Annotated in this window: 13 protein-coding genes; 7 read left to right on the forward strand and 6 right to left on the reverse strand. The window is 65.6% G+C overall.

What is annotated here, in order from left to right; translation table 11 throughout:
- Nucleotides 1–158 precede the first annotated feature (158 nt).
- A complete protein-coding gene (locus tag AC07Y9_RS08320; RefSeq protein ID WP_092421526.1) occupies nt 159–1,727 on the forward strand; it encodes a SulP family inorganic anion transporter in 1,569 nt (522 codons plus the stop codon).
- A 132-nt stretch (nt 1,728–1,859) separates the two neighbouring features.
- On the opposite strand, the gene aroE is transcribed toward AC07Y9_RS08320, so the two are convergent.
- Together aroE and hemF are read right to left on the reverse strand one after the other, a co-directional pair.
- Nucleotides 1,860–2,681, reverse strand: a complete 822-nt coding sequence (aroE, locus tag AC07Y9_RS08325) for a shikimate dehydrogenase (RefSeq protein ID WP_009041487.1) — start codon at nt 2,679–2,681, stop codon at nt 1,860–1,862.
- Between the two features lie 115 nt (nt 2,682–2,796).
- On the reverse strand, nt 2,797–3,714 hold the full coding sequence (hemF, locus tag AC07Y9_RS08330; RefSeq protein ID WP_009041486.1) for an oxygen-dependent coproporphyrinogen oxidase: 918 nt from the start codon (nt 3,712–3,714) through the stop codon (nt 2,797–2,799).
- Nucleotides 3,715–3,882: 168 nt separating this feature from the next.
- Between hemF and AC07Y9_RS08335 the strand changes: the two genes are divergently transcribed.
- Nucleotides 3,883–4,860, forward strand: coding sequence for an NADPH:quinone reductase (locus AC07Y9_RS08335; RefSeq protein WP_101336377.1), 978 nt, complete (start codon nt 3,883–3,885; stop codon nt 4,858–4,860).
- Nucleotides 4,861–4,912: 52 nt separating this feature from the next.
- On the opposite strand, the gene tsaC is transcribed toward AC07Y9_RS08335, so the two are convergent.
- The 3 genes from tsaC to AC07Y9_RS08350 all read right to left on the reverse strand — a co-directional run bounded on the left by tsaC (nt 4,913) and on the right by AC07Y9_RS08350 (nt 7,978).
- A complete protein-coding gene (gene tsaC, locus AC07Y9_RS08340) occupies nt 4,913–5,470 on the reverse strand; it encodes an L-threonylcarbamoyladenylate synthase type 1 TsaC (RefSeq protein ID WP_007926207.1) in 558 nt (185 codons plus the stop codon).
- A gap of 291 nt (nt 5,471–5,761) precedes the next feature.
- Nucleotides 5,762–6,871 carry a DNA-processing protein DprA gene (gene dprA / locus AC07Y9_RS08345; RefSeq protein ID WP_102678751.1) on the reverse strand — a complete coding sequence of 370 codons (1,110 nt, stop codon included), beginning with the start codon at nt 6,869–6,871 and terminating at the stop codon, nt 5,762–5,764.
- An 81-nt stretch (nt 6,872–6,952) separates the two neighbouring features.
- The gene (locus tag AC07Y9_RS08350; RefSeq protein WP_102678750.1) at nt 6,953–7,978 is read right to left on the reverse strand and encodes a LysM peptidoglycan-binding domain-containing protein; all 1,026 of its coding nucleotides are present in this window, start codon (nt 7,976–7,978) and stop codon (nt 6,953–6,955) included.
- Nucleotides 7,979–8,130: 152 nt separating this feature from the next.
- Here AC07Y9_RS08350 and def point away from each other — a divergent pair, with 152 nt between their 5' ends.
- The 5 genes from def to AC07Y9_RS08375 all read left to right on the forward strand — a co-directional run bounded on the left by def (nt 8,131) and on the right by AC07Y9_RS08375 (nt 12,846).
- Nucleotides 8,131–8,637 (forward strand): peptide deformylase, encoded by a 507-nt coding sequence (gene def / locus AC07Y9_RS08355; RefSeq protein ID WP_009041482.1) that lies wholly within the window; start codon nt 8,131–8,133, stop codon nt 8,635–8,637.
- Nucleotides 8,638–8,706: 69 nt separating this feature from the next.
- Nucleotides 8,707–9,666, forward strand: coding sequence for a methionyl-tRNA formyltransferase (gene fmt / locus AC07Y9_RS08360; RefSeq protein ID WP_102678749.1), 960 nt, complete (start codon nt 8,707–8,709; stop codon nt 9,664–9,666).
- On the forward strand, nt 9,663–10,988 hold the full coding sequence (gene rsmB / locus AC07Y9_RS08365) for a 16S rRNA (cytosine(967)-C(5))-methyltransferase RsmB (RefSeq protein WP_102678748.1): 1,326 nt from the start codon (nt 9,663–9,665) through the stop codon (nt 10,986–10,988). The genes fmt and rsmB overlap by 4 nt, the downstream gene beginning before the upstream one ends.
- Nucleotides 10,989–11,012: 24 nt before the next feature.
- On the forward strand, nt 11,013–12,386 hold the full coding sequence (trkA, locus tag AC07Y9_RS08370; RefSeq protein ID WP_087087288.1) for a Trk system potassium transporter TrkA: 1,374 nt from the start codon (nt 11,013–11,015) through the stop codon (nt 12,384–12,386).
- A gap of 136 nt (nt 12,387–12,522) precedes the next feature.
- Nucleotides 12,523–12,846 carry a tetratricopeptide repeat protein gene (locus AC07Y9_RS08375; RefSeq protein ID WP_007921017.1) on the forward strand — a complete coding sequence of 108 codons (324 nt, stop codon included), beginning with the start codon at nt 12,523–12,525 and terminating at the stop codon, nt 12,844–12,846.
- A 162-nt stretch (nt 12,847–13,008) separates the two neighbouring features.
- Here the strand turns inward: AC07Y9_RS08375 and AC07Y9_RS08380 are convergent, their stop codons facing one another.
- Nucleotides 13,009–13,248: a pilus protein PilZ gene (locus AC07Y9_RS08380; RefSeq protein WP_009041477.1), complete on the reverse strand. Its 240-nt coding sequence runs from the start codon at nt 13,246–13,248 to the stop codon at nt 13,009–13,011.
- Between the last annotated feature and the right edge of the window lie 33 nt (nt 13,249–13,281).

Here is a 13,281-nt window from a genome sequence, read left to right on the forward strand (position 1 = left end):
ATCGACCCGCAGGGGCGTAGGGTTTTCGAGCCCGTTGAGGTCCTGCCGGACCTATCGCAGCCTGCGGCAGCGGCTACAACCGTCACTGACGGGCCTTGCACGCTCCGATCTGACACTCCACCCTGACGCCTTTCGCCCCATCCCGACCGCGAGGACCCATGGCCTGGCCCAATCGCCATTCACTCTTGCCCTTCCTGAGCTGGCTGCCCCGGCAGACCCGCGCCAGCATCGGGCGCGACCTGCTGGTGGGCCTGAGCGGCGCCATCCTCGCCCTGCCGCAATCGATCGCCTATGCCCTGATCGCCGGCCTGCCACCGGAATACGGCCTGTATGCCGCCGTCGTCCCGGTGCTGATCGCCTGCCTCTGGGGTTCTTCCTGGCACCTGATCTGTGGCCCGACCGCGGCGATTTCCATCGTCCTCTACGCCAGCGTCAGCCCCCTGGCGGTGCCGGCGTCCCAGGACTACATCACCCTGATCCTGCTGCTGACCCTGCTCGCCGGCCTGTTCCAGTGGCTGCTGGGGCTGTTGCGCTTCGGCGCGCTGGTGAACTTCGTGTCCCATTCGGTGGTGCTCGGCTTCACCCTCGGCGCCGCGGTGGTGATCGCCCTGGGGCAATTGCCCAACCTGCTGGGCCTGGACTTGCCGAGCGAAGCCACCGCGCTGAACAGCCTGACCTCACTGTTCGCCCATCTCGATGCCGTGGACAAACCCTCGCTGATCCTCGGCCTGGGCACGCTGGTCGTCGGCCTGGCCCTGAAGCTGCTGGTGCCGCGCTGGCCCTCGCTGCTGATCAGCCTGATCCTCAGCGCTCTGGTGGTGTGGCTGTGGCCGGCGCTGTTCGGCCAGGTAAAACTGGTCAGCGCCTTTACCGGCCGGCTGCCACCGTTCAGCCCGCTGCCGCTGGACCTGGACATGATCCTGCGCCTGCTGCCCAGCGCCGTGGCGGTGGGCATGCTGGGGTTGGTGACCAGCCTGTCGATCGCCCGCTCGCTGTCGGCACGCTCCGAACAGTTGCTCGATGCCAACCAGGAAGTCCGCGCCCAGGGCCTGTCAAATATCGTTGGCGCGTTCTTCTCCGGCTATCTGTCGTCCGGCTCTTTTACCCGCTCCGGCCTGAGCTACGAGGCTGGTGCCTGTTCGCCGCTGGCAGGGGTGTTCTCGGCGCTGTGGGTGGCCCTGTTCGCCGTGGCCGGCGCGGCGCTGATCGCGCATATCCCGATCCCGGCCATGGCCGGGAGCATCCTGCTGATCTGCTGGGGCCTGGTGGACCACCGCGGCATTCGCGCACTGTTCCGGGTCAGCCGCGCCGAGTTCGCGGTGATGGGCCTGACCTGTGTCGCCACCTTGCTCCTGGAATTGCAGACAGCGATCTATGCCGGGGTCCTGGCGTCGCTGTTCTTCTACCTCAAGCGCACCTCGCAACCGCGCGTGCAGCACGGACGCGAAGGCGACGAAGACATCCTGCGGGTCGGCGGCTCGATCTTTTTCGGCGCCAGCCATTACCTGCAAGTGCGCATGCAGCGCTGCCATGCGCCGCGCCTGGTGATCGACGCCCGGCAGATCAACTTCATCGACTATTCCGGGGTGGCCATGCTGCATCAGGAAGCCCGCCGCCTGTTACGGCAGAACCGCAGCCTGACTCTGCGTCGCGCGCGGGCCTCGGTGATCGAAGAGTTGAGAAAGCTCGAAGGCGCGGAGAAATGCCCGATCCGGTTTGAGGATTGAGCCGGGCGAAGATTATGTAGAAGTGAGCTTGCTCGCGATGAACCTCAACAATGATGCGCTGTGGCTGTCACACCGCCGCTTCGCGGCTATCGCGAGCAAGCTCGCTCCTACAATAGAAAGAAGGAAGCAGTGTCAGAGCGCCAGCTGGCGCCGCAGCTCCGCCAGCACCGGCGCAGTGTCCGGGCGCACGCCGCGCCACAGGAAGAAGGCTTCCGCTGCCTGTTCGGCGAGCATGCCCAGGCCATCCATGGAAATCGCCGCGCCGTACTGGCTGGCCCAGCGACAGAAGGCGGTCGGCTCCTTGCCATACATCATGTCGTAGCACACCGTCTGGCCCGGCTCGATCAGGCTGGCGGCGATCGGCGGCACGTCGCCGGTGAGGCTGGCCGAGGTGGCGTTGATGATCAGGTCCACCGGCTCGCGCAGCCAGTCGAAACCACTGGCCGACACCGGCCCCAGGTCGCTGAACAGCTCGGCCAGCAGCTCGGCCTTTTCCACTGTGCGGTTGGCGATGATCAGCGACGCCGGCTGCTCCGCCAGCAGCGGCTCCAGCGCGCCACGCACCGCGCCGCCAGCGCCCAGCAGCAGAATGCGCTTGCCCTTGAGGCTGAAGCCGGCGTTGACCGTCAGGTCGCGCACCAGGCCGGCGCCGTCGGTGTTGTCGCCCAACAGGCTGCCATCGGCGAGCTTGCTCAAGGTATTCACCGCGCCGGCGCGCTGGGCGCGGGCGGTCAGGCTGTCGGCCAGGCGGTAGGCCTCCTCCTTGAACGGCACCGTGACATTGGCGCCACGCCCATCCACGAAGAATCCGCGGGCACAACCGGCGAAATCGTCGAGGGGCGCCAGCAGGGTGGTGTAGACCAGCCGCTGCGCCGTCTGCTCGGCGAACAGCCGATGAATCAGCGGCGACTTGCTGTGGCCGATCGGGTTACCAAAAACGACGTACTGATCCATCCAATAAAACCCTCATGCACATCCCTGTAAGGAACCAGCTTGCTGGCGACAGGGACGCTGCGCTGTTCTGTTCAATCGCATTATCGTCCAGCGCCGGCCAGCCGGCTGCAACGCTTTACGCAGAGCCCGCCAGCCAGTCGCGGTCCTGCAGGAAATATTCGGTCAGGCGCGCTTCTTCGCTGCCCGGCTCGGCTTTCCAGTCGTAGCCCCAGCGCACCTGCGGCGGCAGGGACATGAGGATCGACTCGGTACGCCCGCCCGATTGCAGGCCGAACAGGGTGCCGCGGTCGTAGACCAGGTTGAACTCGACATAACGGCCGCGACGGTATTCCTGGAACTCGCGCTGCTTCTCGGTATAGCCCAGGGCCTTGCGGCGCTGGACGATCGGCAGGTAGGCCTCGAGGTAGGCGTCGCCGATGGCGCGCATGAAGGCGAAGCTGGTGTCGAAGTCCCACTCGTTGAGGTCGTCGAAGAACAGGCCGCCGATGCCGCGCGGTTCATTGCGATGCTTGATATGGAAGTAGCTGTCGCACCAGGCCTTGTAGCGCGGGTAGACGTCCGGGCCGAAAGGCGCGCAGGCCTTTTGTGCGACGCGGTGCCAGTGCACGCAGTCTTCCTCGTTGGCGTAGTAGGGGGTCAGGTCGAAACCGCCGCCGAACCACCAGACCGGCTCTTCGCCTGCTTTTTCGGCGATGAAGAACCTTACGTTGGCGTGGGAAGTCGGCACATGCGGATTGTGCGGGTGGATCACCAGCGACACGCCCAGCGCCTCGAAACCACGGCCGGCCAGTTCCGGCCGGTGGGCGCTGGCGGACGGCGGCAAGCCGCTGCCGAACACGTGGGAGAAGTTGACGCCGCCTTTCTCGATCACCGTACCGTCGGCAATCACCCGGGTGCGCCCGCCACCGCCGGCCGGTCGGGTCCAGGCGTCTTCGACGAAGCGCGTACCGCCGTCTTCGGCTTCCAGGGCGGCGCAAATACGGTCTTGCAGGTCGAGCAGGTAGGCTTTTACGGCCTCGGTGCGGGTAGTCATGGCATCACCTTGAATCGGGCAAAGCTACGCGGCGCCAGGGATACAGCGGGGGGCCTGCGCAAATGGGCGCGTAGCATAACACCGCACAGGGGCCGGTCGCAGTTGACGGCGGTCAAGCATAGGAGTCCGATAAGGCACTTTCGCGACACGACCGAGGAGAGAGTGCAGATGGCCAAACGTATCCAGTTCCGTGCCCATGGCGGCCCGGAAGTGCTTGAGTATGTGGATTACCAACCCGCCGAACCGGGCCCGCAACAGGTCCGCGTGAGCAACAAGGCCATCGGCCTGAACTTCATCGACACCTACTACCGCAGCGGTCTCTACGCGCCACCGGCCTTGCCATCGGGCCTGGGCGCCGAAGGGGCCGGGGTGGTCGAGGCGGTGGGCAGCGCCGTGACCCGCTTCAAGGTAGGCGATCGCGTGGCCTATGGCAGCGGCCCGCTGGGTGCCTACAGCGAAGTGCATGTACTGCCCGCGGACAATTTGGTGCACCTGCCGGACAGCATCAGCTTCGAACAGGCGGCCGGGGTGATGCTCAAGGGCCTGACCGTGCAGTACCTGCTGCGCCAGACCTACGAACTCAAGGGCGGCGAGACCGTGCTGTTCCACGCCGCCGCCGGCGGGGTCGGGCTGCTCGCCTGCCAGTGGGCCAAGGCCCTGGGGGTGAAGCTGATCGGTACCGTCAGCTCGCCGCAGAAAGCCGCGCTGGCGAAATCCCTCGGTGCCTGGGAAACCATCGACTACAGCCATGAAGACGTGGCCAAGCGCGTGCTGGAGCTGACCGATGGCAAGAAATGCCCGGTGGTCTACGACGGCGTGGGCAAGGACACCTGGCTGACCTCGCTGGACTGCCTGCAGCCACGGGGCCTGATGGTCAGCTTCGGCAACGCCTCGGGCGCGGTGGAGGGGGTCAACCTGGGCATCCTGGCGGCCAAGGGCTCGCTGTACGTCACCCGCCCGACCCTGGGCACCTACGCCAACAACGCCGAGAACCTGCAGGCCATGGCCGACGATCTGTTCGCCATGATCGCCAGCGGCAAGCTGAAGATCGAGATCGGCCAGCGTTACCCGCTGGCGGAAGCGGCGAAGGCGCAGACCGAACTGTCGGCGCGGCGCACCACGGGTTCGACCATTCTGTTGCCTTGAAATGCATCGCGGGCGGCGATCCGGCTTGCCCGCGATAAACGACGACGCGGTGTCAGGCCGGACGCACGATCTTGCCAGTCACCAGATCGCGGATCAGGCTCGGGTTCTTGCGCCCGCCCAGGCTGCCGCCCAGGACCATGTCCAGCTGCCCGCGGAAATACTGCTCGACGCGAATCCGCGTGCGGGCCGCAGGGCGCCCCTGGGGGTTAGCCGAGGTGGAAATCAGCGGCCCCACCAAGGCGCACAACTCACGCACCAGTGGATGATCGCTGACTCGCAGGGCCACGGTGTCGTGGACCCCGGTGACCCATTCCGGCAACAGATTCTGATGGGGTACCAGCCAGGTGTTCGGGCCCGGCCAGGTGCTGGCCATGCGATCGAGCCATTCCTGGGGGAAATCCTCGAAGAGAAAATCGAACTGGCGGATGTTGTCGGCGATCAGGATCAGGCCCTTGTCCACGGAGCGCGACTTGATGGCCAGCAACCGGTCCACCGCCTCTTCGTTCCACGGGTCGCAACCCAACCCCCAGACTGCTTCGGTTGGATAGGCAATCACCGCCCCTGCGCGAATTTCTCGTGCGGCTTGTTGCACACGCCAACTGCTGACCATTGCTGACTCTCCGGATTAAGGCTGTGCGCAGTTTACCGATCCTGCCTATAAAGCCTAGGGTCTGTACGAAAAGTCGGCGAGCGAAGGCCAGGCAAGGCGCAACGACCAGCGGGAGTAACAGCCAAGGGCTGGCACGAAGGGTAAGCGCAGCGAATCAAAACAGGCGAGGAACGGCCGGGGTCGCGTTCGACTTTAGGGGCCTAAATGAGCATTCCGATCGGACTCGCGCACGAGCCTGTTTTTGCGTAGCGCCGAAGGCGCCCAGCGCGCAGCCACTTTTCGTACAGAGCCTTAGCCTTTTGCCCGGGCAAACCAGCAGCCGCCTTCGCACGTCGCATGGCCCTCCAGCTCCAGTTCGGTGAGCGCCGCCAGCACCCTGGGCAGGCTCCAGCCACTGGCCTGCACCAGGCCCTCGCTGGTCTGCGGCGCGGCATGCAACAGCGCCAGCAACGGGTGAGCGGGCGCGGCTGTTGGCGGGGCCGTGGATAACGGCAGCCGTTGCCAGCCACGCAGGGCTTCGAGGATATGTTCGATGGTTTCCACCAGCACCGCGCCATCGCGAATCAGCTGATGACAGCCCCGGGCTCCCGGATGATGGATCGACCCGGGTATCGCATACACCTCGCGGCCTTGCTCGGCGGCGAGCCGGGCGGTGATCAGCGAACCGCTGGCGACGCTGGCCTCCACCACCAGCACGCCAAGGGACAGGCCGCTGATGATCCGGTTGCGCCGGGGGAAGTGGCTGGCGTGGGGCCCGGTCTCCAGCGGGAACTCGGAAACCAGCGCGCTGCCCTGGGCGATCATGGCGTCGGCCAGGCGCCGGTTGCGCTGTGGATAAAGTTTTTCCAGGCCGGTGCCCAGCACGCCGACAGTCTGTCCGCCGACCTCCAGCGCAGCCTGGTGCGCCGCGCCATCGATCCCCAGCGCCAGGCCGCTGGTGATGACAAAACCGGCCGCGGCCAGGCTGCGGGAAAAGGCCGCGGCGGTGTCCATCCCGGGCCGCGAAGCGCGACGACTGCCGACCACCGCCAACTGCGGTTTTTCCAGGATGCGTGGGTCGCCGGCGACAAACAGCAGCGGTGGCGCATCGGCGATTTCATTCAACAGCGGCGGGTAGTCCGGCTGGTCCCACATCAGTAAATGCTGGCCCGGACGCTCCAGCCAGGCCAATGCATGGCTGGCGCCATCACGCACTTCGGCATTGCGCCGGGCCTCGGCCGCGCCCGTCGGCAGGCCCAGCGCGCGCCAGGCGCTGGCCGGTGCGCTGATGGCCTTGGAGGCCGAACCGAAGGCTTCGAGCAGCAGCTGAAAACGCTTCGGGCCGAGGTCCGGCAAGCGGTGCAAACGTAGACGGGCTTCCAGTTCCGCGGGGGAAACCGGAGCCTGGGCAGGCAGTGACATAGGATCATCCTTGATCGTTATAAGCCCGGTCGCAGCTGGAATAAGCTGTGGATAACTCTGTTGGTAACTTGTTGAGGGTTTTTACGGGTTACGGACTTTGTCCATGATCGCCAAGGAACGGGAAGCGTTGAGCACCAGGCCGTAACTGAGCTTGTCGTAGGTGCGAAAAACCATCAGCAGACCGGCCCGCTCATCCGGCATTTTCACCTGTCCACCGGCCACCCGGTCGCGCACGGTTTCGCCGGTTTTCATTACCGCCAGCACGTTGCCTTCAGCCAGGCCATCGCGCCGCCCCTTGTTCAACGTCACCACATCCAGCGCACCGATCTGGGTGACACCCCGTGGCACGTCGATGATCAGGCCCTCGACCGCCCGGCTCGGCGCACTGGGGACAAAGGTCGAGTTGATGACCCGCGGCTCGCCGCCGAACAGGCGGTCGCCCAGGCGCACTTCCTGGGTGGTGCGCTGCAGTTGCAGGGTGGCGATATCGCCCTCGACCGCGACCACCTCGCCGCCGCCGATTTCGTCGGCATTGATTCCCAGCAGTTCGCCGCTCTGCGGGTCGGTGTAGGTCTTGCCCTGACGGAAGATGCCGTAGGCCGCTTGCTCCGGGTCGAAGCGGCCGCGCGCGAAGATCCGGTCGCCGGTGCCGCTGAGTACCCGTTCGGCATCGCCGGCGACTATGTAGGGCGCGCTGTCGAAGGCGTCGGCCCGGTCGAGGATGCGGTTGCTCAGCAGAAAGCTGTCGATGGCCTGCAGTGGAATGCTCGGGATCGCCTCGACCAGTGGCGTGCGACGCACCTGGGGCGAGAGCTTGACGGTGCCCCGGGAAACGCCGCGCTCCAGGGTCAGGCGTGGTTCGCCATCGACCCGGACCAGCGCCAGGGAGTCGCCGGGGTAGATCAAATCGGGGTCGGCGAGGCTGGAGTTGGCCTGCCAGAGCGCCGGCCATTGCCAGGGATCGCGCAGGAAGCGATTGGCGATGCTCCACAAGGTATCGCCCGCCACTACGGTGTAGCGCTGTGGATAACCCTCCCGGAGCGGCACCTGCGCCTGGCCGAAACCGGCCCAGCCCACGAGCAGCAAGGCGAGTAGTGATTTCCTCATGCGGTGAATCCCTTTATTATGTGTATTCGCGTGAAACGCCAGCGCCTGTGCGCTCCCTGCTCCTGACCGAGCACGTTTTACAACGGTTGCCCTTCCAGAACCCGCAAGGCCTCCGACTCCGAACTTACTTCACACGTGTAGCAATTACGCTTATGGCCATTTTAAACATCCTCGAATTCCCCGACTCGCGCCTGCGCACTATCGCCAAACCAGTGGCCGTAGTGGACGACGAAGTGCGTCAGTTGGTCGACGACATGTTTGAAACAATGTATGAGGCGCCCGGCATCGGCCTGGCCGCTACCCAGGTCAACGTGCACAAGCGCATCGTGGTCATGGACCTGTCCGAAGACCGCAGCGAGCCACGGGTGTTCATCAACCCCGAGTTCGAAGCGCTCACCGACGAAATGGGCCAGTACCAGGAAGGCTGCCTGTCGGTACCGGGCTTCTACGAGAACGTCGATCGTCCGCAACGCGTGAAAATCAAGGCCCTGGACCGTGACGGCCAACCTTACGAACTGATCGCCGAAGGCCTGCTCGCGGTGTGCATCCAGCACGAATGCGACCACCTCAACGGCAAATTGTTCGTCGATTACCTGTCCACGCTCAAACGCGACCGGATCAAGAAGAAGCTGGAAAAGCAGCATCGTCAGCAAGCTTGATTCCCTTCTTCCAAAGGCTTGCAGCGGCAAGCCTTTTTCTTTTCCGCGTGTTTATTACCGAGAACTCCCATGACTGAGCCACTGCGCATCGTCTTTGCCGGCACCCCGGAATTCGCCGCCGAACACCTCAAGGCCCTGCTCGACAGCCCTTACGAGATCGTCGCGGTCTACACCCAACCGGACCGCCCGGCCGGGCGCGGGCAAAAGCTGATGCCGAGCCCGGTCAAGCAGCTGGCGCTGGAGCACCACATCCCCGTGCTGCAACCGCCGACCCTGCGCGACCCGCAGGCCCAGGCCGAACTGGCGGCCCTCGCGCCGGACCTGATGGTAGTGGTCGCCTACGGCCTGATCCTGCCGCAGGCGGTGCTGGATATTCCGCGCCTGGGCTGCATCAACAGCCACGCCTCGCTGCTGCCACGCTGGCGCGGGGCGGCGCCGATCCAGCGCGCCGTGGAAGCCGGCGACGCGCTGAGCGGCGTGACCGTGATGCGCATGGAAGCCGGCCTGGACACCGGGCCGATGCTGCTCAAGGTCAGCACCCCGATCAGCGCCACCGACACCGGCGGCAGCCTGCATGACCGTCTCGCCGAAATGGGCCCACCCGCCGTGGTGCAGGCCATCGCCGGCCTCGCCGCCACAACCCTGCAAGGCGAAGTGCAGGACGACAGCCTGGCCACCTACGCCCACAAACTGAACAAGGACGAGGCGCGGATCGACTGGAGCCGTCCTGCGGTAGAACTGGAGCGCCTGGTGCGAGCCTTCAACCCCTGGCCGATCTGCCACAGCACGCTGAACGGCGAAGCGCTGAAGGTGCTGGCCGCCAGCCTCGCCGAAGGCAAGGGCGTACCGGGCACCATCCTCGGCGCCAGCAAGGACGGCCTGCTCGTCGCCTGCGGTGAGCAGGCGCTGTGCCTGACCCGCCTGCAATTGCCCAGCGGCAAGGCGCTGAACTTCAGCGACCTGTTCAACAGCCGTCGCGAGAAATTCGCCACCGGCACCGTGCTCGGACAAGCGGCGGACGCCCAATGAACCCGCGTCTGGCCGCCGCCAAGGCCCTGACCTCGGTCCTCAACGGCAAAGCCTCGCTCAACAGCTCGCTGCCAACCCTGCTGGACAAGGTCGAAGTACGCGATCGCGGCTTCACCCAGGACCTGGCTTTCGGCACCGCGCGCTGGCAGCCACGGCTGGCGGCGCTGGCCGCCAAGCTGTTGCAGAAGCCGTTCAAGGCGGCCGATGCCGACGTCGAGGCGCTGCTGCTGGTGGGCCTCTATCAGTTGCTCTACACCCGCGTCCCGGCGCACGCCGCCATCGGCGAAACCGTGGGCTGCGCCGACAAGCTGAAAAAGCCCTGGGCCAAGGCGCTAATTAACGCGGTGCTGCGCCGCGCCCAACGCGAGAGCGAAGCACTGTTCGCCGAGCTGGAACGCGACCCCGTGGTGCGTACCGCCCATCCGCGCTGGCTGCAAAAGTCCCTCAAGGCATTCTGGCCCGAGCAGTGGGAAGCGATCTGCGCCGCCAACAACGCCCACCCGCCGATGATCCTGCGGGTCAATCGCCGCCACCATTCCCGCGCCGCTTACCTCCAGCTGCTGAGCGAGGCCGGCGTTGCCGCCAAGCCTTGCGTCTATAGCCAGGACGGCATCGTCCTCGATGAAGCCGCCGACGTGCGCGCCCTGCCGGGCTTCGCCGAAGGCTGGATCAGCGTGCAAGACGAAGCCGCGCAACTGGCCGCCGAGTTGCTGGAACTGGCGCCGGGACAGCGGGTGCTGGACGCCTGCTGCGCGCCCGGCGGCAAGACCTGCCACATCCTCGAAGTCGAGCCTGCGCTGGCCGGCATGGTCGCGGTGGACCTGGAAGCCAAGCGCCTGGTGCGCGTCCAGGAGAACCTCGACCGCCTGAACCTTCGCGCCGAGCTGATCGCCGCCGACGGCCGCGACACCGCCGCCTGGTGGGACGGCAAGCCGTTCCAGCGCATCCTGCTGGACGCGCCGTGCTCGGCCACCGGGGTGATCCGCCGCCACCCGGATATCAAGCTCACCCGTCAGGCCGACGACATCGCCGCCCTGGCCAGTCTGCAAGGCGAACTGCTGGACGCCATGTGGTCGACCCTGGAAGTCGGCGGCATCCTGCTATACGCCACCTGCTCGACCTTGCCGACCGAAAACACCGAGGTCATCGAGGCTTTCCTGGCCCGTACCCCGGGTGCTCGCGAACTGGACATCGCCGGGCAACTGGGTCAGCCTCCGGCCGGCCTGAAGCAGCCCCACGGTCGCCAGCTGCTGGCGCAAGAGGGCGGCCACGACGGGTTCTACTACGCCAAGCTGATCAAGATTGCCGCCGCGCGCGGTTAAGAAAGGTTCGAAGGGAGTGACTGGATGAAGATCATCATCCTCGGAGCAGGGCAGGTGGGCGGTACGCTGGCAGAGCATCTGGCCAGCGAAGCCAACGACATCACGGTGGTCGACACCGACGGCGAACGCCTGCGCGATCTCGGCGACCGCCTGGACATCCGCACCGTACAGGGCCGCGGTTCGTTCCCCACGGTACTGCGCCAGGCCGGCGCCGACGATGCCGACATGCTGGTCGCGGTGACCAACAGCGACGAAACCAATATGGTCGCCTGCCAGGTCGCCCATACCCTGTTCCACACCCCGACCAAGATCGCCCGGGTCCGCGAAGCGGCCTACCTGACCCGCGCCGGCCTGTTCGACAACGAGGCGATTCCGGTCGACGTGCTGATCAGCCCGGAACAGGTGGTAACCAACTACATCAAGCGCCTGATCGAACACCCCGGCGCCCTGCAGGTGATCGACTTCGCCGAAGGCAAGGCCCAACTGGTGGCGGTCAGGGCCTATTACGGCGGGCCGCTGGTGGGGCAGCAACTGCGCCAGTTGCGCGAGCACATGCCCAACGTCGACACCCGCGTGGCGGCGATCTTCCGCCGTGACCGGCCGATCCTGCCCCAGGGCGATACGGTGATCGAGGCCGACGACGAAGTGTTCTTCATCGCCGCCAAGGCCAACATCCGCGCGGTGATGAGCGAGATGCGCCGCCTCGACGAATCCTACAAACGCATCGTTATCGCCGGCGGCGGGCAGATCGGCGAACGCCTGGCCGAAGCCATCGAAAGCCGTTACCAGGTGAAGATCATCGAGATGAATCCGGCGCGTTGCCGCTACCTCTCGGACAACCTCGACAGCACCGTGGTCCTGCAAGGCAGCGCCTCGGACCGCGACCTGCTGATGGAAGAGAACATCGCCGACGCTGACATCTTCCTGGCCCTGACCAACGATGACGAAGCCAACATCATGTCCTCGCTCCTGGCCAAGCGCCTGGGGGCGAAGAAGGTGATGACCATCATCAACAACCCGGCCTATGTCGACCTGATCCAGGGCGGCGATATCGACATCGCCATCAGCCCGCAGCTGGCCACCATCGGTACCCTGCTGACCCACGTGCGCCGTGGCGATATCGTCAGCGTGCACTCGCTGCGCCGTGGCGCGGCGGAAGCCATCGAGGCGATCGCCCATGGCGATGCCAAATCGAGCAAGGTGATCGGCCGCGCCATCGAGGACATCGCGCTGCCGCCAGGCACCACCATCGGCGCGATCATCCGCGACGAGGAAGTGCTGATCGCCCACGACGACACGGTGATCGAAGCCGGCGACCACGTGATTCTGTTCCTGGTGGATAAAAAACATATCCGCGATGTGGAGAAGCTGTTCCACGTGGGCTTGAGCTTTTTCTGATCCAACGCCGTCCTGTAGCCGCTGCCGCAGGCTGCGAACGCCCCGCAGGGGCGCGGCGATCTCCGGCCCGCAGGAGGTCCTCCGGACCTATCGCAGCCTGCGGCAGCGGCTACAAGAGTCCACAGGAGTGACAACGATGCTCGAATCCCTGGAAAAAATGCTCGCCAAGGGCATGGATAACTCGCTGCTGCGCTTCGGCCTGGGCAAGGGTTATCTGGATCTGCACGAATACGCCAAGGCCGCCGAGCACCTGCAACGCTGCGTCGGTTTCGACCCCAAGTATTCGGCGGCGTGGAAGCTGCTGGGCAAGGCCTATCAAGGCCTGGAGGACTATGCGGCGGCGCGCCAGGCCTGGGAGCAGGGCCTGGAAGCAGCCCGCGGACATGGCGACAAGCAGGCGGAAAAGGAAATGACGGTGTTCCTCAAGAAGCTCGAGCGCCAGGGCAAAGGCGCACTGTAGCCGCTGCCGAGTGAGCGAGGCTGCGATCGACCGCGAAGCGGTCGTAAAACCAGGCGCCGCAATCTGCCAGACAAATCCTGGTGCGCAGGTTTAGCGAGGACTGCGTCCTCGTACGCAGCCTCGCAAGCTCGGCAGCGGCTACAGAGGCGATGTCCGGACGCTTCACAGGTAACGCAGGCCGATGCCCTCGGCGTCCACCAGCACCACCTCCATCTTCACCCGTGGCGCGTTCATCGGCAGGCCTTGCACCTGGCCGTAGACCACCGCGCCCTTGGGCAGCGCCGCCAATGCCGGGTGCTTGACGTACACCCCGCTGGCGGACAGGTTGCGCGTCTGGCCCAGGCACTCGCCGAAGCTTTCGTGCTGGATCTTGATCCTCAGGGATTTGCGCGAATCGGGCATATGCTGTGCTCTGCTTCAGCCTTTGTGGATAAC

The organism is Pseudomonas sp. GW456-L12, assembly GCF_059424045.1.

What these genes read in the sequence shown, in the direction of transcription:
- tsaC (WP_007926207.1), bottom strand. Translation starts at nt 5,470, where the DNA reads ATGGTCAGCAGTTGGCGTGTGCAACAAGCCGCACGAGAAATTCGCGCA.
- AC07Y9_RS08375 (WP_007921017.1), top strand. Translation starts at nt 12,523, where the DNA reads ATGCTCGAATCCCTGGAAAAAATGCTCGCCAAGGGCATGGATAACTCG.
- trkA (WP_087087288.1), top strand. Translation starts at nt 11,013, where the DNA reads ATGAAGATCATCATCCTCGGAGCAGGGCAGGTGGGCGGTACGCTGGCA.
- AC07Y9_RS08350 (WP_102678750.1), bottom strand. Translation starts at nt 7,978, where the DNA reads ATGAGGAAATCACTACTCGCCTTGCTGCTCGTGGGCTGGGCCGGTTTC.
- AC07Y9_RS08320 (WP_092421526.1), top strand. Translation starts at nt 159, where the DNA reads ATGGCCTGGCCCAATCGCCATTCACTCTTGCCCTTCCTGAGCTGGCTG.
- AC07Y9_RS08335 (WP_101336377.1), top strand. Translation starts at nt 3,883, where the DNA reads ATGGCCAAACGTATCCAGTTCCGTGCCCATGGCGGCCCGGAAGTGCTT.
- dprA (WP_102678751.1), bottom strand. Translation starts at nt 6,871, where the DNA reads ATGTCACTGCCTGCCCAGGCTCCGGTTTCCCCCGCGGAACTGGAAGCC.
- fmt (WP_102678749.1), top strand. Translation starts at nt 8,707, where the DNA reads ATGACTGAGCCACTGCGCATCGTCTTTGCCGGCACCCCGGAATTCGCC.
- rsmB (WP_102678748.1), top strand. Translation starts at nt 9,663, where the DNA reads ATGAACCCGCGTCTGGCCGCCGCCAAGGCCCTGACCTCGGTCCTCAAC.
- AC07Y9_RS08380 (WP_009041477.1), bottom strand. Translation starts at nt 13,248, where the DNA reads ATGCCCGATTCGCGCAAATCCCTGAGGATCAAGATCCAGCACGAAAGC.
- hemF (WP_009041486.1), bottom strand. Translation starts at nt 3,714, where the DNA reads ATGACTACCCGCACCGAGGCCGTAAAAGCCTACCTGCTCGACCTGCAA.
- aroE (WP_009041487.1), bottom strand. Translation starts at nt 2,681, where the DNA reads ATGGATCAGTACGTCGTTTTTGGTAACCCGATCGGCCACAGCAAGTCG.
- def (WP_009041482.1), top strand. Translation starts at nt 8,131, where the DNA reads ATGGCCATTTTAAACATCCTCGAATTCCCCGACTCGCGCCTGCGCACT.